We start from the raw sequence: 26,139 nt of genomic DNA, 5'->3' as shown, positions 1-26,139 counted from the left end.
CCCGTCCTGCTCCCGGGTGATCACCGGGGCCCGCGGTTACGGTCGGCACGTGAGCGCATCCTCTTCCTCCGGTTCCGTCCGCCCGGTCGAGCGCGACGACGTCGCGACCGTCGTGGAGCTGGTCCACGAGCTGGCCGACTACGAGCGCGAGCCCGAGTCGTGCCGGCTGACCGCCGACCAGCTGGACGCCGCACTGTTCGGGCCCGCGCCGGCGTTGTTCGGGCACGTCGCGGTCGTCGACGGGCGGGTCGTGGGCTGCGCGCTGTGGTTCCTGAACTTCTCGACGTGGGAGGGCGTGCACGGGATCCACCTGGAGGACCTGTACGTGCGGCCGGCCCATCGCGGCGGCGGGCTGGGGCTGCGGCTGCTGGCGACGCTGGCGGCGGAGTGCACCCGGCGCGGGTTCGCCCGGCTGGAGTGGTCGGTGCTCGACTGGAACACGCCGTCGATCGAGTTCTACCGGGCGCTGGGCGCCGTCGGCATGGACGAGTGGACGAACTTTCGGCTGGACGGCGAGGCACTCACCGCGTTGAGCGGTCGTGCAGGTCGAGCGCCCACGTCCGGGAGCGCTCGCTGATCAGGAGCAGGAACGTCGCGATCACGACGGCGCCGACGACGATGCCCCACACGATCTGCCTGGACGGGCCGAGCAGGGAGTAGACGACGGGCAGCAGCAGGAGCTCGACGACGATGGCGGGGCTGCGCGCCCAGCGCCTGCCGCGGAGCAGTCCGATGCCGATGGCGACGCAGGCGGCGCCGATGACGACGAAGTAGCCCGTCTCGCCGAGGACGTAGCGGATGCCGACGTCGGCGCCCAGGCCCCGGACGAGCAGGACCACGCCGAACACGATGCCGACGAGGCCCTGCAGCGCGACGACGACCCCGGCGAGCCGGACCTGCGGTGGTGTGTCCGGCAGGGGGCGTGCTGTGGGCTCGGGCTCGCTCGTCACGTCCGCAGGATAGGCCCGACTACCCTCGGGCCGGTGCGCGCGCTGCTCGTGGTCAACCCGCAGGCCACGTCCACCACTCCGGCGGGACGTGACGTGCTGGCGCACGCCCTGGCGAGCGAGCTGAAGCTCGACGTCCTGCTCACCGACTACCGGGGGCACGCGGCGGAGATGACCGCGCAGGCGGTCGCCGACGGCATCGAGCTCGTCGTCGCCCTGGGTGGCGACGGGACGGTCAACGAGGTCGTCAACGGGATGCTGGCGCACGGGCTGCCCTCGGATCCGGAGTCGGCGCCGGCGCTCGCGGTGGTGCCGGGAGGGTCGGCCAACGTCTTCGCGCGGGCGCTGGGGATGCCGCGCGACCCGATGGAGGCCACCGGCGCGATCCTCAACGCGTTGGAGGAACAGCGCAGCAGGCTCGTGGGGCTGGGTCGCACCGCCGACCGCTTCTTCACCTTCAACGCGGGCCTGGGGCTCGACGCGGAGGTCGTGGCGGCGGTGGAGCGGGCGCGGGCGCAGGGTCTGGAGGCGACGCCGATGCGCTACGCACGCACGGCGTTGCGGGAGTACTGGAACGAGCGCCGCCGGCCGCCGTCGATGACGGTGGAGATTCCGGGGGCGGCCCCGTTGGAGGGGGTGCGGCTGGCGTTCGTCAGCAACACCGACCCGTGGACGTATCTGGACGGGCGGGCGGTGCGGCTGCATCCGGGTGCGTCCTTCACCGACGGGCTGGCGTTGTTCGCGTTGAAGGACCTGGGGCTGCCGACGATCACGGGTGTGCTGCGGCAGGCGCTGCGCCCCGACGGTGACCCGCGGGGGCGCCACGTTGCCCGCCAGGACGCCGTGGCCTGGGTGAAGGTGCGCTCCGACAGGCCATTGGCGCTGCAGATCGACGGTGACCACATCGGCGCGAGGACCGAGATGGAGTTCCACGCGGTGCCGCGGGCGTTGCGCGTCGTCGTGTGAGACGGGCTGCTCGTCGTAGCCGAACGGCGCGGCCACTCGACGGAGTGACGCAGGTGGTCCATTCACCGCTCGCGGTGGACCGTCGAGCCGCAAGGGTCTCGCACCTGGGGAAACAGTCCTTCAATCTAGACGAGCACCACGGCACCACAGCGGGAACCCCCCGCACCTTTGGTTCGTTGCAGACCGGGTACCCGGAAAGCAGTGAACCGGGTATGGGTTTGTCGCTCTTCGTGACGGGAATGCCCTCCGGTAACCAAATCCGGTGGACCTCGTTGGGTTGAGTGGGTGAGGATGCTCACCCGGGCGGACCTGGACCCTTGAAGACCCGCCGTGCTCGTGAAATCATTCACAAGCGCGGAAACACCGTGACAGAGCAGACGATCGGCGCGACCCCGATCGCGCAATACCGAGGAGCTAGCGAAATGGACTGGCGTCACCACGCCGTTTGCCGCGACGAGGACCCGGAGCTTTTCTTCCCGGTCGGCACCAGCGGCCCGGCGTTGCTTCAGATCGCCGAGGCGAAGACGGTTTGCCGTCGTTGCCCGGCCGTCACCGAATGCCTCGCGTGGGCGCTCGAGAGCGGCCAGGATGCGGGCGTCTGGGGCGGGCTGAGCGAGGACGAGCGTCGTGCGCTGAAGCGCCGCAACGCTCGCACGCGCGCTCGTACCGCCTGACTTCCGCCTCCGACCGGCTGCGACGCCTACGCGGCCGAGAACGAGAAGGACTCAGAACGAGAAGAACTCAGAGAGCGAAGAAGTACAGAGCAGAGAAGTACGGAGCTCCCTGACCGCGGGCCCGAATGCCGGACGCCACCGGCTTCGGGCCCGCGGTGCGTTCACCGGGCGCTCACCTCGCGGGAGCGCTCCAGGTGTGGGGCGATCCCGGGCCACGGAACCAGCGCGACCACGGCACCGGTACCTGGGATCACAGTGTCAGGCTATCTCCCCCCCAGAGGGAGCTCGAGAACGGCCTCCGTACCGCCGCCCGCACGGGGTCTGAGCTGCAGCGACGAGTCGAGCTCTGAGTGCAGCAGGGTCCGCACGATCTGCAGGCCCAGCCCGTTGGCCTGCTCCGGGTCGAAGCCCTCCGGCAGGCCCCGGCCGTCGTCGGCGATGACCACGACGATCTTCCCGGCCGACCTCGTGGCCGACACGACCACCTCGCCCGCCTGCCCGGCGTCGAAGGCGTGCCGCAGCGCGTTGTGCACCAGCTCGGTGACGATGAGGACGAGCGGCGTCGCCATCGCGGCAGGGTGCGTCCCGAAGCTGCCCTCGCGGCGGACCTTGGCGCGCACCTCCGCCGTCGCACCGTCGCCGATCGCGGGCAGCACCGTGTCGATCAGCCCGTCGATGTCGACCTGCTCGGCCACCGAGTACGCCAGCGCCTCGTGCACGAGCGCGATCGAGCTGACCCGCCGCACGCTCTCGGACAGGGCCTGCCTGGCCTCCGGGATCGACGTGCGGCGAGCCTGCAGCCGCAGCAGCGCCGCGACCGTCTGCAGGTTGTTCTTGACGCGGTGGTGGATCTCCCTGATCGTCGCGTCCTTGCTGAGCAGGGCGAGATCACGTCGGCGCAGGTCGGTGACGTCACGGACCAGCACGAGCGCGCCGGCCGCATCCCCGCGCGGGCGCAACGGCAACGCGCGCACCAGCATCACGGCCCCGCGCGCGCGGATCTCCAGGCGCAGCGACGAGCGGCCGGCGAGCGCGGACTCGATGCGCGCCACCACTTCCGCGGCATCGAAGGGGTCGCGGACCAGCTTGCGGGTGGCCTCGGCGAGCGGCAGCCCGACGAGGTCACTGGCGTGACCCATCCGGTGGTAGGCCGAGAGCGCGTTGGGGCTGGCGTAGGCGACGAGGCCGCGGGAGTCGAGCCGGATCAGGCCGTCGCCCGCGCGCGGGCTCGTGTCGGCACCGGCGACGCCCGCCGTGGGCGGGAACGTGCCGTCGGCGATCATCTGGCACAGGTCCGAGGCGCTGCCCAGGTAGGCGATCTCCAGCGGGCTGGGCACCCGCGGCATCGCGAGGTTGGTGTCGCGCGACAGCACAGCGAGGACACGGCCGTTGTGCCGCACGGGAATCGTCTCGCGCCGCACCGGCACCTCCAGGTGCCAGCGCGGATCCTCCTCGCGGCAGATCCGGCCCTCGACGACCGCCCGGCGCAGGTGCGGGTTGTCGACCGCCGAGACCCGCGCCGCGACGATGTCCTGCGGGTGCGCGGTCGGAGCGGTGTCGGGGCGGGCCTGCGCGACACACAGGAACTCGGTGGCACCACCGGCGAGCGCGTGGTCGGCGTCGGGCAGCGGGATCCACAGCAGGAAGTCGGCGAACGACATGTCGGCCAGCAGCTGCCACTCCGCGACGACGCGTTGCAGGTGGTCGACGGCCTCGCCGGGCAGCTGTGTGTGGGCCGCGAGCAGCTCGCTCAGCGTCGACACCCGTCACCGTCCCGTCCGGTCGTCCAGCTCTGCTCTCGTCACCCGCGGCGTGGGGCCCACCGGCGAAGCGTCCATCCAACCACGTGGGAGACTGGAACCATTCCACGACGAGTTGCTGTGAGGAGGAACCATGTCGAAGCGGGCCCGGAAGAAGCGCGACCGCAAGAAGAGCGGCGCGAACCACGGCAAGCGTCCCAACACCTGATGTGACGCGCCACGAACGTCGAGAGCCGGCCCCCGTGCAGGGGGCCGGCTCTCGTGTGTCCGGTGGAGGTCAGCCGAAGCGCTCGACCCGCGTCGTACGCACCTCGACGGTCGTGCCGTCCGGGCCCCGCTCCATCGTCACCTCGGCCTGCTCCAGCACCGCGTGCCGAATCTGGCGGCGCAACCGGTCGCGCAGCCCGTCGGGCGCGTGCTCGCCGCCGCACTTGTTGGCCAGCAACGCCTTCAGCTTCTCGTCGATGCCGTACTCGGCCAGGCACGGCGCGCACTCGTCGAGGTGGCGGGCCAGCAGCGCCCGGCGCTGCTGGTCGCACTCGTGGTCGAGGAACAACCACACCTCCGCGAGCACCTCCGAGCAGTCGGTCTCGTGGGACCCCTCGCAGTTCATCGGCTCGCCTCCTGCTGCTCGCCGCGGATGAACCCGCGCTCGCGCGCCGTGTCGGTCAGCATGTCGCGCAGCTGGCGACGACCACGGTGCAGCCGCGACATGACCGTCCCGATCGGAGTGCCCATGATCTCGGCGATCTCCTTGTAGGCGAAGCCCTCGACGTCGGCCAGGTACACCGCCATCCGGAAGTCCTCCGGCAGCGCCTGCAACGCGGCCTTCACGTCGTCGTCGGGGAGGTTGTCCATCGCCTCGACCTCGGCCGACCGCAGACCCGTCGAACTGTGCTCACCGGCCTGCGCGAGCTGCCAGTCGGTGATCTCGTCGGTCGGCGACTGCAGCGGCTGGCGCTGCCGCTTGCGGTAGCCGTTGATGTAGGTGTTGGTGAGGATCCGGTACAGCCACGCCTTGAGGTTCGTGCCCTCACGGAACGTGTGGAACGCCGAGTACGCCTTGAGGAACGTCTCCTGGACGAGGTCCTCGGCGTCGGCGGGGTTGCGCGTCATCCGCAGTGCCGCGCCGTAGAGCTGGTCGAGCAGCGGCATCGCGTCGCGCTCGAAGCGGGCGGCACGCTCGTCGGCGGTCTCGTCCGCGCGCACGCCGGCAGCGGCCGTGTCGTCGGCCTCCCGCTCGGCGGGTGCGGTGCCGTCGGCAGCCGGTTCGGGTGACGCCGGGGTGGCGGGCACCGCGCTCCTTCCGGGCCGGAGGCTCGTCACCCCCGGGAACAGGTCGCGCCCGACCACGTCGGCCGTGGTCAGGTCTGCGGGGAAGGGTACGCCCCTCCCTCGCGTGGGCGGGTCCATCACTGCGTACGTCACGTTCTGCCGAACGCCACCCTCCCGTCCCGGATTCCCGTTCCCGGCACGCTTAGTCTCACAGCGTGGCAGGGAAGGGAACACCCGCGACCGCGCTGCTGACCACGCAGCGGATCGCGCACACCGTGCACACCTACGTCCACGGCGACGGGCAGGCCTACGGCACCGAGGCCGCCGAAGCCATGGGCGTCGACCCCGGCCGGGTGTTCAAGACCCTGGTGGCCGACGTCGACGGTGTGCTGACCGTCGGGATAGTGCCGGTCGCCGGCAGCCTCGACCTCAAGGCCCTCGCGGCGGCCGTCGGCGGCAAGCGGGCGAGGATGGCCCAGGTGGCCGACGCCGAGCGCGCCACCGGCTACGTCGCGGGCGGCATCTCCCCGCTCGGCCAGCGCAAACGGCTCCGCACGGTGCTCGACGCGTCGGCCGACGAGTTCGAGACGGTGTTCTGCAGCGGCGGCCGCCGTGGGCTGGAGGTCGAGCTCGCCCCGGCCGACCTGGCCCGCGCCGCGAACGCGACGGTCGCAGCGATCGCAGCACCCTGACCGGGCGCCGTCAGACGACCGTGCAGGCCGTGCCGTAGGCACACACCTCGGTCCAGGTGTCGCCCATCTCCGTGGTGTCGAACCGCATGGCCACGACGGCGTTGGCGCCCAACGCCTCCGCCGCGGCGGTGAGACGCTCGATGGCCTCCTGGCGGCTGGACTCCAGGTTCTTCGTCATGCCCTTGAGCTCGCCGCCGGCCAGCGACTTGAGCGCCGCCCCGATCTGGGACCCGACGTGGCGGGACCTGACGGTCAGCCCGAACACCTCGCCGTGCACCCGCTGGACGGTCCTGCCCGGGACGTCGTTCATGGTGGTGATCAGCATGGTTCCCCCTCGCCGCGTCGCGATGGGCCGAACAGTAGTGGGCCGGCTCACACTCCAACCAGGACCCGACGGGGCCGTCACAGCGAGCTCCACAGCACCGGGCCGCCCGCACCTCACGGAATGCGGCCGCCGAGCACGCCGGTGAGCCAGGACTCGACGGCGCTCCGCAGCCCGGCGACGTCGGCCTTCAGCGAGTGGTCGCCCCGGATGACGACGACCTCGCGGCCGGGGGCCGGGCCCGGGCGGCCGAAGGGGTCGCGCTCGCCCTGCACGACGAGCACCGGGACGGTGACGGCGTCGATCTCCGGGGCGCGGGTCTTCTCCGGCCTGCCCGGCGGGTGCTCGGGGAACGCCAGGCAGAGCACCCCGTCCGCGCCGGTGGCGGCGGCGGTCCGGCACGCGACCCGCGCGCCCGAGCTGCGGCCGCCCACGAGGAACGGGACCTCCTCCCAGAAGCCGCGGACGTCGGCGCACACGGCCGTCCAGGCCGCGTCGAGCTGCGCGGCGGGAGCGGGGGCCCGGCGGCCGGCGACGCGGTAGGGCTGTTCGACCAGCCCGACGTGCAGCCCGAGGGCCCCGGCGACACCGGCGGCGGCGACGATGTCGGGCGCGGCCACGCCGCCCCCGGCGCCGTGGCCGATGAGCAGGACGCCGCGCCCGTCGCCGGGCAGGAGGTGGACGCGGGCCGGACCGTGCGGGGTCCCGACCTCCCGCACCTCGCTCGCCGTGACGCTCACTGCGGGTTACGGCCGGAGTTGAGCAGGTCGAGCTGCAGCGCCTCCTCGACGTCCTCGGGGCGCACCGGTTCCAGCAGCTCGGGCCCGTTGTTGCGGACGTTGTTGACCCGGTTCGACACCGGCCGCAGCTCCATCCGGTCGACCAGCGCCGCCGACGGCGGGGCCAGCAGGCGCGCCACCGACGCGTCCGCGGCGTCGGCGTCCGGGTTCAGCCAGGCGTCCCAGTCGGCCGGGTCGAGCACCAGCGGCATCCGGTCGTGGATGTCGGCGAGCGGGCCGACGGCCTCCGTCGTCAGGACGGCGACGGTGACCAGGCCGTCGGGGTACTCGGCGAGCAGCTTCTCGTCCTTGGGCTTCCAGTACTCCCACAGCCCGGCCATCGCGACCGACGAGCCGTCGCCGTACGTCGTGAAGTACGGCTGCTTCGTCTTCCCGGTGTCGGTGTCGCGGCGCTGCCACTCGTACCAGCCGTCGGCGGGCAGGATGCAGCGTCGCGACGCCAGGGCGCGGCGGAACGCGGGCTTGTCGGCGGCGGTCTCGGAACGGGCGTTGATCATCCGGGCGCCGCCCGAGGGGTCCTTCGACCACGACGGGACGAGCCCCCACCGGACCCGGCGCAGCGTCCGCTGGGTCTCGTCGCGGATCGGCGCACCGTCGTCGTCGCGGGGGTGGCGTTCCACGACCGTCGTGACCTGCTTGGTCGGAGCCACGTTGAAGTCGGGCGTGCCCTCGTCCTCGGTGGCGTCGACGGCCCGGAACTCGTCGGCGAGGTCGGCGGGGGCCTTCGTGGAGGAATAGCGGCCGCACATGCCTCCATCGTTCCACGCCTCTCGTGAAACCATGACGTCGTGACCGGCACCTGGCCCGCCCCGCACGCGACAGCACCCGTCCACGGCCGGGTCACCGTGCCGGGCTCGAAGTCGATGACCAACCGCGCGATCCTGCTCGCCGCGCTCTCCGGTGGCCCCGCGTCGGTGGACGGCGCGCCCGCGACGCGCGACACCATGCTGATGGTCGAGGCCTTGCGCGCCCTGCACGTGCCGATCCACGTCGACGGCGAGCACATCACCGTCGACCGGCACACGGGCCTCGCGGCCGGCTCGATCGACTGCGGTCTCGCGGGCACGGTCATGCGGTTCATGCCGCCCGCGGCGACGCTGGTCGAGGGCGCCGTGCGCTTCGACGGCGACGAACGCGCCCGGGAACGCCCGATGGGCCCGGTCCTCGACGCGCTGCGCTCGCTCGGCGCCGTCATCGTCGGCGACTCGCTGCCGTTCGTCGTCGTCGGCGAGCGCGGGATCGAGGGCGGCACGGTCACGATCGACGCGTCGGAGTCCTCCCAGTTCGTGTCGGGCCTGCTCCTGTCGGCGGCGCTGTTCGACAAGGGCGTCACCGTCCACCACGACGGCAAACCCGTCCCCTCGCTGCCGCACATCGACATGACGGTCGCGATGCTGCGCCACGCGGGCGTCGTCGTCGACGACTCCGAGCCGAACACCTGGCGCGTCGAGCACGGGCGGATCGAGCCGCGGCAATGGGTCGTCGAGCCCGACCTGTCCAACGCCTCGGTGTTCCTCGCGGCCGCGGCCGTCACCGCCGGGACGGTCACCGTCGCCGGCTGGCCGGCCGAGTCGACGCAGCCGGGCATCGGCATCCTCCCGGTGCTGCGCGAGTTCGGCTGCACCGTCTCCCCCGGGGCGGACGGGCTGACCGTCACCGGTCCCGATCTGCTGCGTGGTGTCGACGTCGACCTGCACGACGTCGGCGAGCTGACCCCCACGGTCGCCGCCGTCGCGGCCCTGGCCCCGACGCCGTCACGGCTGCGCGGGGTCGCGCACCTGCGTGGCCACGAGACCGACCGGATCGCCGCGCTCGCCGCGGAGATCACCGCGCTGGGCGGCGACGTCGACGAGACCCCCGACGGGCTGGAGATCCGGCCCGCCACGCTCACCGCGCCCACCGACCGGCCGTGGCGCGCCTATGCCGACCACCGGATGGCGACCGCGGGCGCGCTCGTCGGGCTCGTCGTCCCCGGCGTGGAGATCGACGACATCGGCGCCACCAGCAAGACGTTCCCCGACTTCCCGGGGAGCTGGACGGCGCTGCTCGCATGAGCCGGACGTGAGCATGGGCGTCGTCCGGGCGCGCTCCGGCACGGGCGTCCGATGAGCCCGGGCAGGCCGCGCGAGTACGACGAGACCGACGTCCGGGTCCGGCCGGGCCGGCGCGGGTCGCGGCCGCGCAGCAAGCGCCGCCCCGAGCACGCCGACGCGGCCGAGGCGATGGTCATCGGCGTCGACCGGGGCCGCTGGACGTGCGCCCCCGACGGCGACGCCGCCCGCCCGCCGGTCATCGCGATGCGGGCCCGGGAGCTGGGCCGGACACCGATCGTCGTCGGCGACCGGGTCGGCCTCTCCGGGGACGTGTCCGGCACCGTCGACACGTTGGCGCGCATCGTCCGCGTCGAGGACCGCGACACCGTGCTGCGCCGCACCGCCGACGACACCGACCCCTACGAGCGGATCGTCGTCGCCAACGCGGCGCAGCTGGTCATCGTGACGGCGCTGGCCGACCCGGAGCCGCGGACCGGGTTCGTCGACCGCTGTCTCGTCGCCGCCTTCGCCGGCGGACTCACCCCGGTGCTGTGCCTGACCAAGTCGGACCTCGCCGATCCCGGACCGTTCGCCTCGACCTACGCGGAGCTGGAGTTCCCGGTGGTCGTGACCCGCCGCGACGAGCCGCCGGACGAGCTCGCCGCGCTCCTGCAAGGCAAGGTGTCCGCCCTCGTCGGGCACTCGGGCGTCGGGAAGTCGACGCTGGTCAACGCGCTGGTGCCGGACGCCGAGCGTGCGGTCGGGGTGGTGTCGGGGGTCGGCAAGGGCCGCCACACCACCACCGCGGCGCTGGCGCTGCCGCTGCCCGACGGGCAGGGCTGGGTCGTCGACACCCCCGGGGTGCGGTCGTTCGGGCTCGCCCACGTCACGTCCGACGAGGTCATCGCGGCCTTCGACGACATGGCCGCGGCCGTGGAGGACTGCCCCCGCGGCTGCGGGCACCTCGGCCCGCCCGCCGATCCGGAGTGCGCCCTCGACACGCTCGTCGCCGCCGGCGCGTTGCGCCCCGCCCGGCTCGAGGCACTGCGGCGGGTCCTGGTCGCCCTGCGCTGACCGGCGTTCGCTAGCGTTCCGGGGCATGGCGGTGAGGTCGGCGGGCGGGCCCCGGTCCGTGCTGCTCGCCCTGCTCGCGGTCGTCGCCGTCGTCGTGTCCGCGTGCGGGTCGGGCCCCGGCGGCGACACGAGCGAGAACGGGCTGCCCCGCTACTACGACGCGACGCAGCTGCTCAACGTCCTGGTCGAGCGCCGCGCCGCCGACCGCACCGCGCAGCTCGCCGTCGCCGGCGACGTCACCGGGTCGGCGCCCGTCACGTTCAGCGCGCAGGGCGCGGTCAGCCTGGAGGGCCCCACCCCGGCGCTCGCCCTCGACCAGACCATCACCTGGCCCGGCGGCCAGCCCCAGACCTCCGGCTTCGTGCTGCGCGACGGCCAGGTGTGGCTGCGCTCCCTCGACGGCGGCACCCCGTGGCTGCGCGGCACCTCCGCCACCACCGGCGCCGACCGGATGCGCGCCGCCATCGCCGAAGCGTTGGGCGACACCACCGACCCCACAGCCAACCTGTCCCGCTACGCCGACGCCACGCTCGTCTCCGACGCCTCGGACGAGACCGTCGACGGGGTGGCGACGATCCGCTACACCCTCGTCGTCGACCTCACCCGGGCCGCCGCGATCGAACCCGACGACGCCGTCCGCGCCCAGCTCGAGCAGCAGGTCGCGAGCGGGCTCACCCGCATCACCTCGACGCTGTGGGTCGACGCCGACACCCGGCCTGTCCGCACCCGCCAGCGCCAGGAGCTGCCCGGCCTGGGCACGCTCGCGATGACCGGCGTCTACAAGTCGTGGGGCACACCCGTCACCATCACCCCGCCCGCCGCGGCCGAGGTGCGATGACCGCACCGGACCCGCGGTCGGTCGGACCGTTCACGATCCGCCGCGTCCTCGGCGAGGGCGGCATGGGCCGCGTCTACCTCGGCCGCTCACGCGACGGGCGCGAGGCCGCCGTCAAGGTGGTCCGCGCCGCGCTGGCCGACGACCCCGAGTTCCGGGCCCGGTTCCGCCAGGAGGTCGCCGCCGCCGCACGCGTCCACGGCGCCTACACCGCCGCGCTGCTCGGCGCCGACCCCGACGCCCCCGCGCCGTGGATGGCGACGGAGTACGTGCCGGCGCCGTCGTTGCGCGACGCGGTCGGCGAGCACGGGCCCATGCCCGCCGAACCGGTGCGGCGCCTGGGCATCGGGCTCGCCGACGCGCTCGCCGCCATCCACGCGGTGGGCGTCGTGCACCGCGACCTCAAGCCCGGCAACGTGCTGCTCGCCCACGACGGCCCCAAGGTCATCGACTTCGGGATCGCCCGCGCCGCCGACGCCACCACCCTGACCCGCACCGGCGCCGTCATCGGCACCCCCGGTTTCATCGCGCCCGAGGTGCTCACCCACGAGCGCGCCGGGCCGGCCTCCGACGTGTTCGCCCTGGGCGGGGTCCTGCTCTACGCGGCCACCGGCCGGGCGCCGTTCGGCGAGGGCGAGGCCGCCGTCCTGCTGTTCCGGGCCGTCAACGTCGAACCCGATCTCACCGGCGTCCCCGCCCCGATCGCGTCCGTCGTGCGGGCATGCCTCGACCGCGACCCCGCCCGCCGGCCCACGCCCGCGCAGATCCGCGACTCCCTCGGCGGCGACCGCGACCGCCCCACCAGCGGCTGGCTCCCCGCCCGGCTGGAGCCGACACCGCCGCGGCCCGTCGCCCGTCGCCGGTTGTCCCCCGTCCTCGCGATCGGGGCCGTCGCCGCGGTCATCGCCCTGGTCGGGGGCCTCGTGCTCGCGCTGCGCCCCGATCCCGGCGACCCGGCGTCGCCCCCGACGACGTTCCCGACCGGGCTGTCGATCCCGCCCACGGCGGCGGTGACGCTGCCGACGGTTGTCACCATCCCGACGCTGCCGCCGACCGGCACCGTCGCCGCCGCCGACGTCACCACCTCCCCGGTCGCGACCGGGTTCAGCACGCCGTCGAACAACATCGCCTGCTACCTGACGCCCAACTCGGCGCGCTGCGACGTCGCCGAGAGCACCTGGGACCCCTCGACGGTCCCCGCCCGCCCCGCGAACTGCCAGCAGGTGTGGGGCGACTCCCTCACCGTCAGCGGCGCCGACCGCCCCACGTTCACCTGCCACGGCGACACCGTCTTCGGCACCGGGGCGATCCTCGACTACGGCCGCTCCCTGCGCGTCGGCGACGTGACCTGCACGAGCCGGACCTCGGGCGTCGAGTGCAGGGTCGGCTCCAGCGGGCACGGCTTCTCGCTGTCCAAGGGCGCGTACCAGTTCTTCTGAGGGTCCTCAGGCCCCGTCCGCGAACGCGGCGACGAGGACCTCCAGCCGCGCCGTCCGGCCGGCCGGCGGGATGCGGCCGCTGCCGGCGAGGACGGCCATGCCGTGCACCGCGCTCCAGACGACCTCCGCCCGCGGTTCGCGACGTTCGTCGTCGGCGCGGAAGCAGCCGACGAACGCGTCGAAACCCGCCCGCATCGGCGCGGGCGTCGCGTCGCTCGCGAACGCGAGATCGGTCGGCAGCACGAACATCGCCTGGTAGAGGGCGGGGCGCTCGACCGCGAACGTCAGGTAGGCGCCGCAGACGGCGCGCAGCGCCCGGCCACCGGGCACGGGCACGCTCCCCCGCGCACGCCCCAACTGGTCGGCGAGCTCGGCGAACCCGTCGAGGGCGACGGCACGCACGATGGCGTCCTTGCCCGCGAAGTGGCTGTAGAGGACCGGCTGGCTGTACTCGACGCGGTCGGCGAGCCGCCGCGTCGTCACCGCCTCCCAGCCCTCGGCCTCCGCGAGCTCACGCGCGGCCGTGACGATCAGCTGGTGGCGCTGGGCGCGTTCGCGTTCACGACGCTCCGAAGTGGTCGACATCGCCGGATTCTAGCAGTGCTAGACATTCTGTCGGCGGCAGATTAGCGTCGATCTCATCGCTAGCAACGCTAGATTCTGGAGGGCCCCGCCATGCTCGTCACCATCGCGAACGTGCTCGCCGTACTGATTGCCGTCGGCATCATCGTCGTCGGGGCATGCGCCTTCTGGGCCCCCCGCGCCGCGGCCGGGTTCGGCATCCCCGCCACGCCCACCGACGACCACACCTTCCAGGCCTGGCTGACCGTCAAGGGCGTGCGCGACATCGCCAGCGGCCTCTTCGTCGTCGTCCTGCTGCTGACCGCCACACCGCACGTCCTCGGCTGGTTCATGCTGGCCGCCGCCCTGATCCCGCTCGGCGACGGGTCGATCGTGCTGCGCAGCAAGGGCCCGCGCGCCGCCGCGTTCGGTGTCCACTGGGCGACGGCCGCGGTCATGGTCGTGATCGCCGTGCTGCTGCTCGTGTCGTGAGCTGCCGGCCACGCACAGGGTCAGCCCATGTGCGGGTACCGGTGGTCGGTGGGCGGCACCAGCGTCTCCTTGATCGCACGGGGGCTCGTCCAGCGCTGCAGGTTGTAGATCGAGCCCGCCTTGTCGTTGGTGCCCGACGCCCGCGCCCCGCCGAACGGCTGCTGGCCGACGACCGCGCCGGTCGGCTTGTCGTTGACGTAGAAGTTCCCCGCGGCGAAGCGCAGTGACTCCTGGGCCGCGACGACGGCGGTGCGGTCCGTCGCGAACACCGACCCGGTCAGGGCGTAGGGCGTGGCGGTGTCGACGGTGCGCAGCACGTCGGCCCACGCCCCCGGCGCGGAGTCGTCCCACACGTGGACGGCGAGCACCGGCCCGAACAGCTCGGTGGTGAACACCTCGTCAGTGGGGTCGTCGCCGACGAGCACGGTGGGCTCGACGAACCAGCCGTCGGAGTCGTCGCAGCCGCCGCCCGCGAGGACCTCCAGCCCCCCGGTGTCGCCCAGGACCTTCGCCAGCCGGGCGTAGGCGCGGGCGTCGATCACCGCACCGCCGAACGTCGACAGGTCCTCGACGTCGCCGAAGGACACGGCGCGGGTCGTGTCGGCCAGGGCGTCACGCACGCCACCCCGCCACAGCGACGCCGGCACGAATGCCCGCGACGCCGCCGAGCACTTCTGCCCCTGGTACTCGAACGCGCCGCGGACCAGCGCGGTCACCAGGGCGTCCGGGTCGGCGCTGGGATGGGCGACGACGAAGTCCTTGCCGCCGGTCTCGCCGACGAGGCGCGGGTAGGTGCGGTAGCGCTCCAGGTTGCCGGCGACCGACCGCCACAGGTGCCGGAACGTCGCCGTGGAACCGGTGAAGTGCACGCCGGCCAGGTCGGGCGAGGTGAGCGCGACCTCGGAGACCGCCGTCCCGTCACCGGTGACCATGTTGACCACGCCGGGTGGCAGCCCGGCGGCCTCCAGCAGCCGCATCGTGTACCAGGCGGCCAGGGTCTGGGTCGGGCTCGGCTTCCAGACGACGGTGTTGCCCATCAGCGCGGGCGCCGTCGGCAGGTTCGCGGCGATCGCGGTGAAGTTGAACGGCGTGATCGCGAGGACGAAGCCCTCCAGGGGGCGGTGGTCGAAGCGGTTCCACACCCCCGGCGAGGAGACCGGCTGCTCCGCGAGCAGCCGCCGGGCGTAGTGGACGTTCCAGCGCCAGAAGTCGATCAGCTCGCACGCGGAGTCGATCTCGGCCTGCTGCACCGACTTCGACTTGCCGAGGATCGTGGCCGCGTTGAGGGTGTGCCGCCACGGCCCGGACAGCAGGTCCGCCGCGCGCAGGAACACCGCGGCCCGCTCGTCGAACGGCAGGTCCCGCCACGCGGGGGCGGCGGCGCGGGCCGCGGCGACCGCGGCCTCCACGTCGGCGGCGGTGGCCTGTGCGGACACCCCGAGGACGCGACGACGCCGGTGCGGTGACACCACCTCGACCCGCTCGCCACCGCCCATCCGCTCCCGCCCGGCGACGGTCCCGGTGAGCTCGTGCCCGGTCGCCCCCAGCTCGGCGAGCCGCGCCGCCAACGCCGAACGCTCGGGGCTGCCGGGTGCGTGACCGAGGACGGGCTCGTTGCGCGGAGCGGGGACGTCGGTGACTCCGGTCAACTCGGGCATGTCCCCAGGGTGGCCCCGTCGGACCCGGCTGTCATCCGCCGATCCCCTACACGGGAGGGCGCCCTGGATGGCAAGCTCGGCCCCATGACCACGGGGGGAACCGAGGACGCCGCGGCGCCGGACCCGACTCCGCAGCGGGCCGGCACCTCCGGACCGCCCGCGCTGCGGATCGGGACGGCCGAACGCGATGCCGCGGCGAAGGCGCTCGACGCGCACCTGGAGGCGGGACGGCTCGGCGTCGAGGAGTACGCCGACCGGTCGGCCGCCGCCGCGGGCGCGACCGTCGCCAGCGAGATCCAGGCCCTGTTCACCGACCTCCCGGCGCCGCACCCGCGGCTGCCGGGGCAGCCGACGACCGAGCCGCCTCCCACGTCGCGGCTCCCCGTCATCGACGCGACCTCCCGCGAGCCCGAGTCCCGGGGCGGGTTCTCCGGGTGGGGGCCGCGGATCGTCGCGGTCACCCCGATCGTCGCGCTCGTGCTCTTCCTGGCACTCAACGGCGTGTTCGCGCAGGCGTGGATCTTCTTCCTGCTGGTCCCGCTGGTCGGTGGCATCGTCTACGGCGGCGACCGTGGCCGGGACCGCGACCGGCGCCTCCTCGACCGGGACGACCGCCGGGAGCTGCGCCGCGGCGACCACGACTAGCTCACCGCCCTGCACGGCGCGAACGGGTCAGGACGTGCGCGGCGGCCAGGGCGGGACGACGTCCGGGTAGTCGGCGGGGACCCGGCCGGGGAAGGCGGCGGCCCGCTTCTCCAGGAACGACGTGACACCCTCCGCGGCGTCGGGGGTGCGGCCCAGGGCGTCGATGGCGCGCGAGTCGAGCCGGTGGGCCTCCCACGGCCCCGGTGCGCCCAGCATCGACCACAGCAGCTGCCGTGACACCGCCACCGACACCGCCGAGGTGTTGTCGACGATCTCCGCCGCCAGCGTGCGCACGGTGTCTGCGAGGTCGGCATCCGGCACGACGCGGGACACGAGCCCACCGGCGAGGGCCTCGGCGGCGTCGAACACGCGGCCGGTCGCGACCCACTCCATCGCTCGCGAGATGCCGACGACCCGCGGCAGGAACCAGCTCGACGCCGCCTCCGGCACGAGCCCGCGACGGGCGAAGACGAACCCGAACCGGGCGGACTCGGCCGCGATCCGCACGTCCATGGGCAGCGTCATGGTGGCGCCGATGCCGACGGCCGGGCCGTTGATCGCCCCGATGACCGGCTTGCGCGACGCCGCGATCCGCAATGAGGTCACGCCGCCGCGGTCGCGGGGGACGCCGTCGACGGTGCCGTGGGTCTGGTCGGCGGCGCGGGCGCCGTCGGAGGAGTCGAAGGTCGAGGCGCCCCGCCCGAGGTCGGCACCGGCGCAGAACCCGCGGCCCCGGCCCGTCACGACGACCACGCGGACCCCCGGGTCGGCGTCGGTCGCGTCGAAGGCGGCGACGATCTCGTCGGCCATCGTGCTGGTGAACGCGTTGAGCTTCGCCGGGCGGTCGAGGGTGATCGTCGCGACGCCGTCGGCGACCTCGTAGGCGATCTCGGTGTAGGACAACGGGCTCCTCCTCGTCGGGGACCCCTCAGGTCTAGCCGATCCGGGCGCGGCGCGCGATCACCGCCCGCCCGGCGCGACCCGGACATCCGACCTAATCTCCGGCGATGCACGCACGAAGTGCCGGGGAACCGGACGTCGCCCAGGCCGACACCGAGCGGACCTTCGACCGGCTGGTCGACGAGGGCACCCAACGGCTCGGCCGGTCGTGGTCGGGGCTGCTCGCCACCGGGACGCTCGGCGGGCTGGACATCGGCGTCGGTGTGCTGGGCCTGCTGCTGGTCGAGCACGCCACGGGCAGCACGCTGCTGGGCGGGCTGGCGTTCGCGATCGGGTTCGTCGCGCTCACCCTGGCCCGCTCGGAGCTGTTCACCGAGGACTTCCTGGTGCCGGTCGCCGCGGTCGTCGCCAAGGCCAGCCCGTTGACGGCGCTGCTGCGCCTGTGGGTGGTCACGCTGGCCACCAACCTCGCGGGCGGCTGGGTCATCACCTGGATCCTGATGGCCGGGTTCCCGTCGCTGCACGAGACGGCGATCGAGTCGGCGGGCACCTACATACGGCTCGGCATCGGGTGGCAGGCGTTCGCGCTGGCCCTCACCGGCGGGTTCCTCATCACGCTGATGACGCACATGCAGCACTCCACCAACTCCGACGGCGTGCGGCTCGTCCCCGCCGTCGGGATGGGGTTCCTGCTCGGCGCCGGCTCGGTCAACCACGCCGTCGTGGCGTCACTGCTGTGCTTCGCCGCCCTCCACGCCGGCGCCCCCTTCGGCTACGGCGACTGGGCAGGACTGGCCGCCTTCGCCGCCCTGGGGAACATGCTCGGCGGCCTGCTGCTGGTGACGATGCTGCGGCTGCTCCAGGTACCGCACAAAGTCTCCGAGGAGCGCCGTCACCGGGCCTGAGCAGCCGTGCCCATCTCGACGCCGAGCGCAACGGCGAGGGCAGCCGCGTCGGCGCAGATCACCTCGGCGCCCGCGGCGAGCAGCTCACCGGGCAGACCGTAACCCCAACCGGCCCCCACGAACGGGATGCCGTGCACACGGGCACCGACCACGTCGAGATGCCGGTCCCCCACCATCATCGCCGAAGGGTTGCCGATGCGGCGCAACACCTCGGCGATGACGTGGGCCTTGGTGGGGCGGGCGTGCTCGGGGGTGTCTCCGCAGACCGTCGCGAACACGTCGTCGAGCCCGACGTGGGCGACGATGAGATCGGCGTTGACCTGCGACTTGCTCGTCGCCACCGCGACGACGACGCCCGCGGCGTGCAGCCGCCGCACGACCTCGTCGACACCCGGGAAGACCCGCACCGCCTCCGCCCCGTGGTCGGCGTAGAGCGTGCGGTAGACGGACAGGACCGCGGCGGTGACGTCGTCGCCGACCAGCGGCGGCAGTGCCGTCGACAGCGGCGGGCCGAGGATGCCGCGGTCCAGCGCCGCGGCAGGCGCGACCACCCCGATCTCGGCGAACGCCTCGGCGAGGCAACCGAGGATCGAGTCGGCGGAGTCGACGACGGTGCCGTCGAGGTCGAACAGGACGGCGTCAGGCAGGTGCACCCGTCCAGGGTCGCTGCCCGACGGCGTGCGCGGATCACCCCCGCGGGGGATCAGCCCAGCTCGACGACGAAGGCGACCTCCCCCGGCGCGTACCAGGCCAGCTCGTGGTCCTCGGCCTCACCGATGAGGAACTCGGCGTCCAGGTCGCCCAGGTCGGCGGCATCGACCGCGCCCGCGGCCTGGCGGACGGCGTGCTCGGCGTCGGCGACGTCGACGTGCACCGCCGCGATCGCCTCCATCGGTACCGCGCCGGTGACGCGCACGGCGCCGTCGTCGAGATCGGGGCGCAGGGTGACGTCGTCGATGTCGGCGGCCACCACGACGCGCCGCGCCGGGGTGTCGTCCTCGCCCAGCCCGAACTCGACGGCGAGCAGCCGCAGCGACGCCCGTGCCGCCTCCAGCATCGCCGCGTACTCGAGCTCCTCGTCGTCACCGGCGACGTAGGCCTCACGCAGCCGCGGCGTCAACGCGAACGCGGTGCCGCCGATGGGCTCGAACTTGCCCGTCTTGACCAGCCGCGCCAGCATCGGCCACGTCCCTGGCAGGTAGATCCGCACGTTCGCCCTTCCGGAGCTGTTCGTCAGCCGGCGGTGGCCAGCAGTTCGTCGAGCGCCTCGTCCACGAGGCCTGCGAGCACGTCGACGTCGTGCATCGCGTCGCGATCACCGTTGAACCCGTAGTACACCCCGCCGTCGTAACTGGTCAGCCCGATCGAGAGCGCCTGTCCCTTGGCCAGCGGCACGACGGGGAACATCTCCAGCATGCGCGCCCCCGCGGCGTAGAGGGGGAACTGCGGGCCGGGGACGTTCGTCACGACCAGGTTGAAGATGCGTTTGGAGAACCCGCTCGCGGCGCGGGCGCCCAGCGCGTGCAGCGTCGGCGGCGCGAACCCGCCGATGCGCACCAACGTGTCCGCACCGACCGACTGGCCGCCCGCCGTGTGCTCGGCCATCGCGTGCGAGACGTGGCGCAGCCGCACGAGCGGGCTCGCCTCACCGACCGGCAGGTCGACCAGGAACGACGACACCCGGTTGCCCAGCGAACCCGCCGTCGCGGAGCTGGGGACATCGGCCTCGCCCCGCACCGACAGCGGGACCATCGCCCGGACCGACGCCGACGCCGTGACCGGCTCGCCGCGGGAGAGCAGCCAGTCGCGCAGGGCACCGGAGATGACGCTGAGCACCGCGTCGTTGACGGTGCAGCCGTGCACCGCGCGGATCCGCCGGTAGGCCTGCAGGTCGGTGCGCGCCACCGCGAACCGGCGCTGCGTGGAGATGTCGACGTTCAGCGGCGTCCCCGGGGCCCGCCGGGACGCGGTGCGCGCCATCGTGAACAGCTTCGTCGCGACCCCGGCGACCTTGCCCACCGTCGCGATCGCGTCACCCGTCGCCGTCCGGACGTTCTCGACCAGCTCCTGGGGCCGCGCCACCATGTCCCCCAACGCCTCCAGCAGGAGCGTCGGCGCGCTGGGCTCCGGGTGGGGCATCCACAGCTCCTCGGGGACCTCGCGAGGGTCCGGGGAGACGTCGAGGATGACCTGGCCGATGTCGATCGCGCTGATCCCGTCGACCATCGCCTGGTGGGTCTTGGTGATGACGGCCGCCCGGTTGCCGGCGAGCCCCTCGACCAGGTACATCTCCCACAACGGACGCGTGTGGTCGAGCGGGCGCGACATCAGCCGCGCCACCAGCTCGGCCAGCGCCTCGTCGGACCCCGGGCGGGGCAGCGCCGACCGCCGCACGTGGTAGGCGATGTCGAAGTCTTGGTCGTCGACCCACACCGGGCGGGCGATGTTGCCCGGAACGTGGCGCACCTTCTGCCGGTAGCGGGGCACCAGGGCGATGCGCTGCTCGACGAGGTCGACGAGGCCGTCGTAGTCGAACCCCGTCCCGGGCCGCTCGAAGACGGCGACCCCGCCGACGTGCATGGGCGTGGACGCCTCCTCCAGGTAGAGGAACGAGGCGTCGAGCGCGGAGAGCCGGGGCGGCATGCCGGTGATCCTACGGTCGCGTGGGAGGCTTCTGCCGTGCCCGAACCGCGTTCATCGACCCGATCGCCCAAGGACACCTTCATCACGGTGTACGGCCGCAAGCCGGTCCTGGAGGCGTTGCAGGACGAGTCGCTGCGCGTCGACAAGGTGCTGCTCGCCGAGGGCTCGCGCGGCGAGCCGGTCCGCGCGATCCGCGACGCCGCCCGCTCCCGCGGTGTGCCGGTGCAGACGGCGTCGGCGCACCGGGTCAAGGTGCTGGCGGGCAACGGCCGGCACGACCAGGGGGTGCTCGCCGACGTCGTCGCCCCGCGGATGGCGCCCGTCGAGGAGTTCGTCGGCGACCTGGGCACCCGCCGCGGCGCCTCCGTACTCGTGCTCGACGCCGTCACCAACCCCGCCAACGTCGGCATGATCCTGCGCAGCGCCACCGCCGCCGGGCTCGACGGGGTGCTCGTGCCCCGGCGCGGGGTCCCGTCCATCGACCCGCTGGTGATCAAGGCCTCCGCCGGCGTCGCGTTCTCCGCGCCGGTGCTGCGGTCCTCGACCGCCGCGGAGGGGTGTGCGACCCTGCGCGCCGCCGGGTTCGCGGTGTTCGGGCTCGCCGCCGGCGGCGACTCGCTGCTCGACGCCGAGCTGCCCGAGCGGGTCGCGCTGGTGCTGGGCAACGAGACCGACGGCCTGTCCGCCGACGTCCGCGACCACCTCGACGGCACGCTGTCGATCCCGATGTTCGGCGGCGTCGAGTCGCTCAACGTCGCGAGTGCCGGCGCCGTCGCCGCCTACGAGCTGCTGCGCCGGCGACGCTGAGCGCCGGGTGCGCTGACACACCCGCCGGGTGACGGAGCCGGACGCCGCGCCGCAGACGCAGTTCAATGGGGCGCGTGACCCCGCACGCCACCCGCGGCGCGCCGCCGGCCCGCAGCGGTCCGGCCCGGCGCCGCTCCGGGCGCGCGCGGCTCGTCCCGGCGGCGGCCGCCGGGCTGCTCACCCTTCTCGTGCTGGGCGCGTCGACGGGGCTGCTGCTCGGCAACCCCGCCGGGGCCGGCGACAACGGCGACGGTGCCCGGCTGTGGTGCGGGGCCGGGCTCGTGCCGCACACCCCGGACGGCACGTCGGCCTGGAAGGGCGGCGTCGTCCTCGACTTCACGACCGGGGCGCCCGCCTGCGCCGACCCGCTGCCGTCGTCGGCGCTGGCGGTGCTGCGGGCCGTCACCCCCGCGGGCCCCGGCACCTGGTCACTGACGTCGCTCGGCTGGGCCTACCTCGTGATCGCCGTTGCCGCAGCGGCCGTCGCGGGATGGGCGGCGTCGGCGCGCGGACCGTGGCGGGCGGCCCTGCTCGCCGTGCCGGTGCTGCCGCTCACCGAGCCCGCGTTCAGCCGTTTCCTGATCTCGACGTTCAGCGAGCCCGCCGGTCTGGTCGGCCTGTTCGTCCTGCTCACGGGCGTGGTCACGGCCGCTGTCACCCACCGGGCCGATCGGGCCGAGCGTGTCGTCGCGCTGCTCCTCGTCGCCGCCGGTGGGGTGTTCGCGGCCACCGCCAAGACCGGGTTCGTGCCCGTCCTCGCCGTCGCGGTCCTGGTCTGCCTCCTCATCCCGGTGGGTGCCCCCGGCCGACGCGCCCGCGTCCCGGGCGTACTCGTGGCCGTCGCCCTCGCCGCGGTGACCGTCGGCCCGGTCCTCGACGCCGCGCAGTGGCAGGCCCGGCACTACTCGACGGTCAACACCGTCGACATCGTCTTCACGACCGTGCTGCCCGAGATCGGTCACGACGCGATCGGCCCGCTCGGTCTGCCCGCCGGCGCCGCCGCGCAGTCCGGCCAGGCCTGGTTCCCGCGCGCCGACGGTTCCCTGCCCGGCAACGCCGCCGTCGCCGCGGACCCGACGGCGGTCCGCAACGCCGCCTGGGCCGAGCTGGCCACGACGCCGGGCGCGCTGCTGCGGTCGGCGGGGGTGGCCGTCCAGGCGACCGAGGGCCGCGGGATCGGCTACCTCCCGTCGACGCCGTGGACACCGACGACGCCGCCGCAGGCCCTCGGGCACGCCGCCGGCGCCGTGGGCTCCGACACGGCGACACTGCGCGTCTGGCTCGACTCCATGGCGGTGCCGTGGTGGCCGTCGGCGGTGCTGCTCACCGGTGTGCTCGCCGCCGTGGCCGGGCTGGGTGGACCGCTGCGCAGGAGGTTCCCGGCCGCCGCGACCACCGCCCGGGTCGCCGGTCTCTGCGCGGCCACGTCGGTCGCGCTGGCGCTCACGGCGGTCCTCGGCGACGGCTACTTCGAGATCGCCAAGCACGTCTGGCCGGCGGCGTACCTCGTCGACGCGACGGTCCTGGCCCTGGCGTCGACGGCCGTCGCCCTCGCCGTGGACGTGCGGCGGCGCCGCGACCCGGCGGCCGGGGCCGGAGTCGGGGCCGGGTAGCGCGGCACCCCGGCGGTCCGCCGGACCCATTCCGCACGGATCGACAAGGGGAACAGGCGCGCACTCCCTATGGTGGCTCCATGGTGCACCGTCGGATGCCGAAACCCTCCGAGATCCTGCCGCTGCTGCGGCCGGCGCCGATCCGCTGGGACGCGACCGAACGCCGCCTCGCCCGCGCCGCGAACATCGCCGACCTGCGCACCATCGCCCGCCGCCGCACCCCCCGCGCGGTGTTCGACTACACCGACGGCGCCGCCGACGGCGAGCTGAGCCTGTCCCGCTCCCACGACGCCTACGCCCGCGTCGAGTTCGTCCCCACCGTGCTGCGCGACGTCTCCGAGATCGACACCTCCCGCACCATCCTCGGCACCCGCTCCGCGCTGCCGTTCGCGTTCGCCCCCACCGGGTTCACGCGCATGATGCACACCGAGGGCGAGAGTGCCGTGGCCTCCGTCGCGCAGCAGGTCGGGATTCCGTTCTCGCTGTCCACGATGGGCACCACGACGATCGAACAGATCGTCGACGTCGCGCCCGACGTGCGGCGCTGGTTCCAGCTCTACCTCTGGCGCGACCGCGCGTACGCCAAGGACCTCGTGCACCGTGCCGCCGACGCCGGCTACGACACCCTCATGCTCACCGTCGACACCCCTGTCGGCGGGGCCCGGCTGCGCGACGTCCGCAACGGCCTCACGATCCCGCCCGCGCTGAGCCTGCGCACGTTCCTCGACGGCGCCCGCCACCCGCACTGGTGGTTCGACATGTTCACCACCGATCCCCTGGCGTTCAGCAACCTGCAGGGCACCGACGGCACCATCGCCCAGATGATCAACAGGGTGTTCGACCCGGCCCTGACGATGGCCGACGTCGAGTGGCTGCGCGAGACCTGGCCCGGCACTCTCATGATCAAGGGCATCCAGAGCGTCGCCGACGCCCGCAGGGTCGTCGACGCCGGCGCCGATGCCGTGCTGCTGTCCAACCACGGCGGCCGCCAGCTCGACCGCGCCCCCGTCCCGCTGGAGCTCATCGAGCCGACCGTCGCCGAGCTGCGCGGCGACGCCGACGTCCTCGTCGACACCGGGATCACCCACGGCGCCGACATCGTCGCCGCGATCGCGCTCGGCGCCAACGCCGCCCTGATCGGCCGCGCCTACCTCTACGGGCTCATGGCGGGCGGGCGCCGCGGCGTCGAGAAGACCGTCGCCATCCTGCGCGGCGAGATCGAACGCACCCTCGCGCTCATGGGCGTCACGCGCGTCGACGACCTCCGCCCGGAGCACGTCCGCCTTCGCACGAACGGGTGAGCCTCCGGGTGGCGGGACCGGCGCGGGGGGGCCACAGTGCTGGGCATGGGACTCATCGACAAGGCGAAGGAACTGCTGAACCAGCACGACGACAAGGTGGACCAGGGCCTCGACAAGGCCGGTGACGCGGCCAAGGGGCGTTTCGCCGGTCACGACGACCAGATCGACGGCGTCGTCGGCAAGGCCAAGGGCGCCACCGGCGACGGCGACACCACCGCCCCGGCCCCCGCCCCCGACGAGGAGCAGGCGCCGCCGCCCAACGCCTGACCGTTCAGCGACCCCGGTGCTCGGGGTGCAGGTCGAGCAGGATCTCCACCTCGAGCACCGTCGCGTCGGCGGCGACGTGCCTGACGACGACCGCCCCGGCCTCCCGGGCCCCGCGCACGTTGGCCTCCGCGTCGTCGACGACCACACACTCCTCGATCGGCACCCCGAGGGCCGCTGCCGCCGCCCGGAACGCCTCCGGGTGCGGCTTGCGGGGACCGTCGGAACCGAGGCGCACGACGTCGACGAGGGCCGCCAGGCCCGGCGGCACTGACGACGCGTCCGTCAGCAACGCCGTTCGCACCCCGACCGCGCGCGACCGGGCCGGGAGGTCGGTGACCGGCGGCCCGTCGGTGAGGACGCCGCCGACGTCGAGGATCAGACCCCGCAACCTGCGGGTCGTCACTGGTCCGCGATCCGCGCCAGGTAGCCGCGCAGCTCCGCCGGCGGTGCGGGCAGCCATGCCGCGACGTCACGGTCCACCGCCCGGGAGGCGAGCGCCGAACGGGTGCGACCCGTCGCGGTGACCGCGATCCGCACGACCCGCCGGTCCCGGACGTCGCGCTCCCGCGTGACGAGGCCGGCGCCGTCGAGTGCGTCGAGCACCGGCGTCAACGTGGCCGGGGTGAGCCCGAGAGCACCCGCGAGGTCGCGGTGCGACGCGCTCGGCACGTCGAGGAGCGCCTCCAGCACCGCCAGCCCGGTGGCGCTCAGCCCGTGTGCGGCCGCGGCGGCCTGGCGCCGACGCTCCACCGCGCGACCCGCCCTCACGAGCAGCAGGTCGAGACCCGGGCGGTGGCGGGCGGTGGCGGTCCAGGTCGGCACCGCCGGACCATAGCCGCCCCGTGGGCGCGTCCGTCGCCGTTCCGCGACGGCGTTCACACCCGCGTTCGTGCGGCGGCGCACCGTATGCCGGCGTATCGACGTGGACCGGCCCCCGCCGGTGACCGGCCGCGGATGCTTGCGACGTGACCACGACCGTCGACGGGCCGCCGCGCAGGAGCTTCCGGATCCGGGTCCTGCAGCACGAGCCCGATCCCGAACCGATCTGGCCGCTGCCGCTGCCGCGCCCCGCCGCCGACACCTGGTGGCCCGGCGCCTCGCCCGCCCCGGTGCCGCAGCCGTCCGCGCCCGATCCCGCCGCCGTGCAGGCCGCCCACGCCGCCGAGCGGGCCGAACAGCGCGTCATCGGCGCGTCCGTCGGGCTGATCCTGCACGTCATCGGCGGCCGGGTACCGGCGCCCCGGCTGGCCCGGATCGCCGCACCGCAGGTCCAGCGCTACGCCGCCGCGGCCGCCCACCGCGCCGACCTGCGACGCGGCGTCGGCTCCCGCCGCCCGACCGGGCCTGCCCCGGGCGACCGCGTGTGTTCGCTGCGCATCGACCGGCCCGCCGCCGGCGTTGCCGAGGTCGCCGCGGTGTGCCGGTTCGGCGAGCGCGTCCGCGCGCTCGCCGCCCGATTCGAACAGCGCTCCGGGCAGGCCCCCTGGACCTGCGTCGCGCTCCGCCTCGGCTGATCCCGCCCCGGCGGCC

At 74.1% G+C, this 26,139-nt stretch carries 32 protein-coding genes; 17 read left to right on the top strand and 15 right to left on the bottom strand.

Going from position 1 to position 26,139, the window contains the following annotated elements; translation table 11 throughout:
• Nucleotides 1-49 precede the first annotated feature (49 nt).
• Nucleotides 50-577 (top strand): N-acetyltransferase family protein, encoded by a 528-nt coding sequence (locus AB7F12_RS27840; RefSeq protein ID WP_428498439.1) that lies wholly within the window; start codon nt 50-52, stop codon nt 575-577.
• Here AB7F12_RS27840 and AB7F12_RS27835 read toward each other — a convergent pair.
• Nucleotides 522-950, bottom strand: a complete 429-nt coding sequence (locus AB7F12_RS27835; RefSeq protein WP_428498440.1) for a hypothetical protein — start codon at nt 948-950, stop codon at nt 522-524. The genes AB7F12_RS27840 and AB7F12_RS27835 overlap by 56 nt on opposite strands.
• 33 nt (nt 951-983) lie before the next feature.
• On the opposite strand from AB7F12_RS27835, the gene AB7F12_RS27830 reads away from it, so the two are divergent.
• Nucleotides 984-1,913 (top strand): diacylglycerol/lipid kinase family protein, encoded by a 930-nt coding sequence (locus tag AB7F12_RS27830; protein WP_428498441.1) that lies wholly within the window; start codon nt 984-986, stop codon nt 1,911-1,913.
• Nucleotides 1,914-2,335: 422 nt separating this feature from the next.
• Entirely contained in the window at nt 2,336-2,587 is a 252-nt protein-coding gene (locus AB7F12_RS27825; RefSeq protein ID WP_428498481.1) for a WhiB family transcriptional regulator, read from the top strand.
• A gap of 263 nt (nt 2,588-2,850) precedes the next feature.
• Here AB7F12_RS27825 and AB7F12_RS27820 read toward each other — a convergent pair whose 3' ends face one another.
• On the bottom strand, nt 2,851-4,350 hold the full coding sequence (locus AB7F12_RS27820; RefSeq protein ID WP_428498442.1) for a sensor histidine kinase: 1,500 nt from the start codon (nt 4,348-4,350) through the stop codon (nt 2,851-2,853).
• Between the two features lie 130 nt (nt 4,351-4,480).
• Here AB7F12_RS27820 and AB7F12_RS27815 point away from each other — a divergent pair, with 130 nt between their 5' ends.
• Nucleotides 4,481-4,555, top strand: coding sequence for a 50S ribosomal protein bL37 (locus tag AB7F12_RS27815; RefSeq protein ID WP_103380071.1), 75 nt, complete (start codon nt 4,481-4,483; stop codon nt 4,553-4,555).
• A gap of 69 nt (nt 4,556-4,624) precedes the next feature.
• Here the strand turns inward: AB7F12_RS27815 and rsrA are convergent, their stop codons facing one another.
• Nucleotides 4,625-4,960, bottom strand: a complete 336-nt coding sequence (gene rsrA / locus AB7F12_RS27810) for a mycothiol system anti-sigma-R factor (RefSeq protein ID WP_428498443.1) — start codon at nt 4,958-4,960, stop codon at nt 4,625-4,627.
• Nucleotides 4,957-5,760 carry a sigma-70 family RNA polymerase sigma factor gene (locus AB7F12_RS27805; RefSeq protein WP_428498482.1) on the bottom strand — a complete coding sequence of 268 codons (804 nt, stop codon included), beginning with the start codon at nt 5,758-5,760 and terminating at the stop codon, nt 4,957-4,959. Before AB7F12_RS27805 ends, rsrA begins: the two co-directional genes overlap by 4 nt.
• Nucleotides 5,761-5,837: 77 nt before the next feature.
• On the opposite strand from AB7F12_RS27805, the gene ybaK reads away from it, so the two are divergent.
• Nucleotides 5,838-6,314, top strand: coding sequence for a Cys-tRNA(Pro) deacylase (ybaK, locus tag AB7F12_RS27800; protein WP_428498444.1), 477 nt, complete (start codon nt 5,838-5,840; stop codon nt 6,312-6,314).
• 10 nt (nt 6,315-6,324) lie between these two features.
• Here the strand turns inward: ybaK and AB7F12_RS27795 are convergent, their stop codons facing one another.
• The 3 genes from AB7F12_RS27795 to AB7F12_RS27785 all read right to left on the bottom strand — a co-directional run bounded on the left by AB7F12_RS27795 (nt 6,325) and on the right by AB7F12_RS27785 (nt 8,185).
• Nucleotides 6,325-6,639 (bottom strand): YbjQ family protein, encoded by a 315-nt coding sequence (locus AB7F12_RS27795; protein WP_428498445.1) that lies wholly within the window; start codon nt 6,637-6,639, stop codon nt 6,325-6,327.
• Nucleotides 6,640-6,752: 113 nt separating this feature from the next.
• Nucleotides 6,753-7,376 (bottom strand): alpha/beta family hydrolase, encoded by a 624-nt coding sequence (locus AB7F12_RS27790; protein ID WP_428498446.1) that lies wholly within the window; start codon nt 7,374-7,376, stop codon nt 6,753-6,755.
• On the bottom strand, nt 7,373-8,185 hold the full coding sequence (locus AB7F12_RS27785; protein ID WP_428498447.1) for an SOS response-associated peptidase: 813 nt from the start codon (nt 8,183-8,185) through the stop codon (nt 7,373-7,375). Before AB7F12_RS27785 ends, AB7F12_RS27790 begins: the two co-directional genes overlap by 4 nt.
• A gap of 39 nt (nt 8,186-8,224) precedes the next feature.
• Between AB7F12_RS27785 and aroA the strand changes: the two genes are divergently transcribed.
• From aroA to AB7F12_RS27765, 4 genes are read left to right on the top strand one after another with little or no spacing between them, the layout of a single operon-like run.
• The gene (gene aroA / locus AB7F12_RS27780; protein WP_428498448.1) at nt 8,225-9,490 is read left to right on the top strand and encodes a 3-phosphoshikimate 1-carboxyvinyltransferase; all 1,266 of its coding nucleotides are present in this window, start codon (nt 8,225-8,227) and stop codon (nt 9,488-9,490) included.
• A gap of 51 nt (nt 9,491-9,541) precedes the next feature.
• Nucleotides 9,542-10,543 carry a ribosome small subunit-dependent GTPase A gene (gene rsgA / locus AB7F12_RS27775; protein WP_428498449.1) on the top strand — a complete coding sequence of 334 codons (1,002 nt, stop codon included), beginning with the start codon at nt 9,542-9,544 and terminating at the stop codon, nt 10,541-10,543.
• A gap of 25 nt (nt 10,544-10,568) precedes the next feature.
• Nucleotides 10,569-11,381 carry a hypothetical protein gene (locus AB7F12_RS27770; protein WP_428498450.1) on the top strand — a complete coding sequence of 271 codons (813 nt, stop codon included), beginning with the start codon at nt 10,569-10,571 and terminating at the stop codon, nt 11,379-11,381.
• Nucleotides 11,378-12,817, top strand: a complete 1,440-nt coding sequence (locus AB7F12_RS27765; protein WP_428498451.1) for a protein kinase domain-containing protein — start codon at nt 11,378-11,380, stop codon at nt 12,815-12,817. Before AB7F12_RS27770 ends, AB7F12_RS27765 begins: the two co-directional genes overlap by 4 nt.
• Nucleotides 12,818-12,823: 6 nt before the next feature.
• Here AB7F12_RS27765 and AB7F12_RS27760 read toward each other — a convergent pair whose 3' ends face one another.
• Entirely contained in the window at nt 12,824-13,402 is a 579-nt protein-coding gene (locus AB7F12_RS27760) for a TetR/AcrR family transcriptional regulator (protein WP_428498452.1), read from the bottom strand.
• A gap of 90 nt (nt 13,403-13,492) precedes the next feature.
• On the opposite strand from AB7F12_RS27760, the gene AB7F12_RS27755 reads away from it, so the two are divergent.
• A complete protein-coding gene (locus tag AB7F12_RS27755; RefSeq protein ID WP_428498453.1) occupies nt 13,493-13,870 on the top strand; it encodes a DUF4267 domain-containing protein in 378 nt (125 codons plus the stop codon).
• A gap of 20 nt (nt 13,871-13,890) precedes the next feature.
• Here the strand turns inward: AB7F12_RS27755 and pruA are convergent, their stop codons facing one another.
• On the bottom strand, nt 13,891-15,519 hold the full coding sequence (pruA, locus tag AB7F12_RS27750; RefSeq protein ID WP_428498483.1) for an L-glutamate gamma-semialdehyde dehydrogenase: 1,629 nt from the start codon (nt 15,517-15,519) through the stop codon (nt 13,891-13,893).
• A 93-nt stretch (nt 15,520-15,612) separates the two neighbouring features.
• Here pruA and AB7F12_RS27745 point away from each other — a divergent pair, with 93 nt between their 5' ends.
• Nucleotides 15,613-16,173, top strand: a complete 561-nt coding sequence (locus tag AB7F12_RS27745; RefSeq protein ID WP_428498454.1) for a DUF1707 SHOCT-like domain-containing protein — start codon at nt 15,613-15,615, stop codon at nt 16,171-16,173.
• 27 nt (nt 16,174-16,200) lie between these two features.
• Here the strand turns inward: AB7F12_RS27745 and AB7F12_RS27740 are convergent, their stop codons facing one another.
• Entirely contained in the window at nt 16,201-17,076 is an 876-nt protein-coding gene (locus AB7F12_RS27740) for an enoyl-CoA hydratase-related protein (RefSeq protein WP_428498455.1), read from the bottom strand.
• Between the two features lie 104 nt (nt 17,077-17,180).
• Here AB7F12_RS27740 and AB7F12_RS27735 point away from each other — a divergent pair, with 104 nt between their 5' ends.
• Nucleotides 17,181-17,978, top strand: coding sequence for a formate/nitrite transporter family protein (locus tag AB7F12_RS27735; RefSeq protein WP_428498456.1), 798 nt, complete (start codon nt 17,181-17,183; stop codon nt 17,976-17,978).
• On the opposite strand, the gene AB7F12_RS27730 is transcribed toward AB7F12_RS27735, so the two are convergent.
• The 3 genes from AB7F12_RS27730 to AB7F12_RS27720 are packed head-to-tail and all read right to left on the bottom strand — an operon-like array spanning nt 17,966 to nt 20,621.
• Entirely contained in the window at nt 17,966-18,631 is a 666-nt protein-coding gene (locus tag AB7F12_RS27730) for an HAD hydrolase-like protein (protein WP_428498457.1), read from the bottom strand. The genes AB7F12_RS27735 and AB7F12_RS27730 overlap by 13 nt on opposite strands.
• A 50-nt stretch (nt 18,632-18,681) precedes the next feature.
• Complete coding sequence (locus tag AB7F12_RS27725) at nt 18,682-19,188, bottom strand: DUF6912 family protein (protein WP_428498458.1); 507 nt, start codon at nt 19,186-19,188, stop codon at nt 18,682-18,684.
• Nucleotides 19,189-19,211: 23 nt separating this feature from the next.
• Entirely contained in the window at nt 19,212-20,621 is a 1,410-nt protein-coding gene (locus tag AB7F12_RS27720; RefSeq protein ID WP_428498459.1) for a WS/DGAT/MGAT family O-acyltransferase, read from the bottom strand.
• A 36-nt stretch (nt 20,622-20,657) separates the two neighbouring features.
• Here AB7F12_RS27720 and AB7F12_RS27715 point away from each other — a divergent pair, with 36 nt between their 5' ends.
• The 4 genes from AB7F12_RS27715 to AB7F12_RS27700 all read left to right on the top strand — a co-directional run bounded on the left by AB7F12_RS27715 (nt 20,658) and on the right by AB7F12_RS27700 (nt 24,609).
• Nucleotides 20,658-21,428 carry a TrmH family RNA methyltransferase gene (locus tag AB7F12_RS27715; RefSeq protein WP_428498460.1) on the top strand — a complete coding sequence of 257 codons (771 nt, stop codon included), beginning with the start codon at nt 20,658-20,660 and terminating at the stop codon, nt 21,426-21,428.
• A 74-nt stretch (nt 21,429-21,502) separates the two neighbouring features.
• Nucleotides 21,503-23,041, top strand: a complete 1,539-nt coding sequence (locus tag AB7F12_RS27710) for a hypothetical protein (RefSeq protein ID WP_428498461.1) — start codon at nt 21,503-21,505, stop codon at nt 23,039-23,041.
• A gap of 80 nt (nt 23,042-23,121) precedes the next feature.
• Nucleotides 23,122-24,342, top strand: coding sequence for an alpha-hydroxy acid oxidase (locus AB7F12_RS27705; protein ID WP_428498462.1), 1,221 nt, complete (start codon nt 23,122-23,124; stop codon nt 24,340-24,342).
• 45 nt (nt 24,343-24,387) lie between these two features.
• On the top strand, nt 24,388-24,609 hold the full coding sequence (locus tag AB7F12_RS27700) for an antitoxin (protein WP_428498463.1): 222 nt from the start codon (nt 24,388-24,390) through the stop codon (nt 24,607-24,609).
• Nucleotides 24,610-24,613: 4 nt separating this feature from the next.
• Here the strand turns inward: AB7F12_RS27700 and AB7F12_RS27695 are convergent, their stop codons facing one another.
• Both AB7F12_RS27695 and AB7F12_RS27690 read right to left on the bottom strand, forming a co-directional pair.
• Nucleotides 24,614-25,012 (bottom strand): HAD-IA family hydrolase, encoded by a 399-nt coding sequence (locus tag AB7F12_RS27695; protein WP_428498464.1) that lies wholly within the window; start codon nt 25,010-25,012, stop codon nt 24,614-24,616.
• Nucleotides 25,009-25,431, bottom strand: a complete 423-nt coding sequence (locus AB7F12_RS27690) for a MarR family transcriptional regulator (protein ID WP_428498465.1) — start codon at nt 25,429-25,431, stop codon at nt 25,009-25,011. The genes AB7F12_RS27695 and AB7F12_RS27690 overlap by 4 nt, the downstream gene beginning before the upstream one ends.
• 143 nt (nt 25,432-25,574) lie before the next feature.
• Here AB7F12_RS27690 and AB7F12_RS27685 point away from each other — a divergent pair, with 143 nt between their 5' ends.
• The gene (locus AB7F12_RS27685) at nt 25,575-26,123 is read left to right on the top strand and encodes an Rv3235 family protein (RefSeq protein ID WP_428498466.1); all 549 of its coding nucleotides are present in this window, start codon (nt 25,575-25,577) and stop codon (nt 26,121-26,123) included.
• Nucleotides 26,124-26,139 lie beyond the last annotated feature (16 nt).

Origin of the sequence: Pseudonocardia sp. (assembly GCF_050250275.1) — a bacterium.
Taxonomy (GTDB): domain Bacteria; phylum Actinomycetota; class Actinomycetes; order Mycobacteriales; family Pseudonocardiaceae; genus Pseudonocardia.
This window is presented reverse-complemented; position numbering and strand designations above follow the sequence as displayed.

What these genes read in the sequence shown, in the direction of transcription:
- rsrA (WP_428498443.1), bottom strand. Translation starts at nt 4,960, where the DNA reads ATGAACTGCGAGGGGTCCCACGAGACCGACTGCTCGGAGGTGCTCGCG.
- AB7F12_RS27755 (WP_428498453.1), top strand. Translation starts at nt 13,493, where the DNA reads ATGCTCGTCACCATCGCGAACGTGCTCGCCGTACTGATTGCCGTCGGC.
- AB7F12_RS27705 (WP_428498462.1), top strand. Translation starts at nt 23,122, where the DNA reads ATGGTGCACCGTCGGATGCCGAAACCCTCCGAGATCCTGCCGCTGCTG.
- AB7F12_RS27805 (WP_428498482.1), bottom strand. Translation starts at nt 5,760, where the DNA reads ATGGACCCGCCCACGCGAGGGAGGGGCGTACCCTTCCCCGCAGACCTG.
- AB7F12_RS27700 (WP_428498463.1), top strand. Translation starts at nt 24,388, where the DNA reads ATGGGACTCATCGACAAGGCGAAGGAACTGCTGAACCAGCACGACGAC.
- AB7F12_RS27765 (WP_428498451.1), top strand. Translation starts at nt 11,378, where the DNA reads ATGACCGCACCGGACCCGCGGTCGGTCGGACCGTTCACGATCCGCCGC.
- AB7F12_RS27760 (WP_428498452.1), bottom strand. Translation starts at nt 13,402, where the DNA reads ATGTCGACCACTTCGGAGCGTCGTGAACGCGAACGCGCCCAGCGCCAC.
- AB7F12_RS27735 (WP_428498456.1), top strand. Translation starts at nt 17,181, where the DNA reads ATGCACGCACGAAGTGCCGGGGAACCGGACGTCGCCCAGGCCGACACC.
- AB7F12_RS27770 (WP_428498450.1), top strand. Translation starts at nt 10,569, where the DNA reads ATGGCGGTGAGGTCGGCGGGCGGGCCCCGGTCCGTGCTGCTCGCCCTG.
- AB7F12_RS27825 (WP_428498481.1), top strand. Translation starts at nt 2,336, where the DNA reads ATGGACTGGCGTCACCACGCCGTTTGCCGCGACGAGGACCCGGAGCTT.
- AB7F12_RS27795 (WP_428498445.1), bottom strand. Translation starts at nt 6,639, where the DNA reads ATGCTGATCACCACCATGAACGACGTCCCGGGCAGGACCGTCCAGCGG.
- AB7F12_RS27785 (WP_428498447.1), bottom strand. Translation starts at nt 8,185, where the DNA reads ATGTGCGGCCGCTATTCCTCCACGAAGGCCCCCGCCGACCTCGCCGAC.
- rsgA (WP_428498449.1), top strand. Translation starts at nt 9,542, where the DNA reads ATGAGCCCGGGCAGGCCGCGCGAGTACGACGAGACCGACGTCCGGGTC.
- AB7F12_RS27745 (WP_428498454.1), top strand. Translation starts at nt 15,613, where the DNA reads ATGACCACGGGGGGAACCGAGGACGCCGCGGCGCCGGACCCGACTCCG.
- AB7F12_RS27720 (WP_428498459.1), bottom strand. Translation starts at nt 20,621, where the DNA reads ATGCCGCCCCGGCTCTCCGCGCTCGACGCCTCGTTCCTCTACCTGGAG.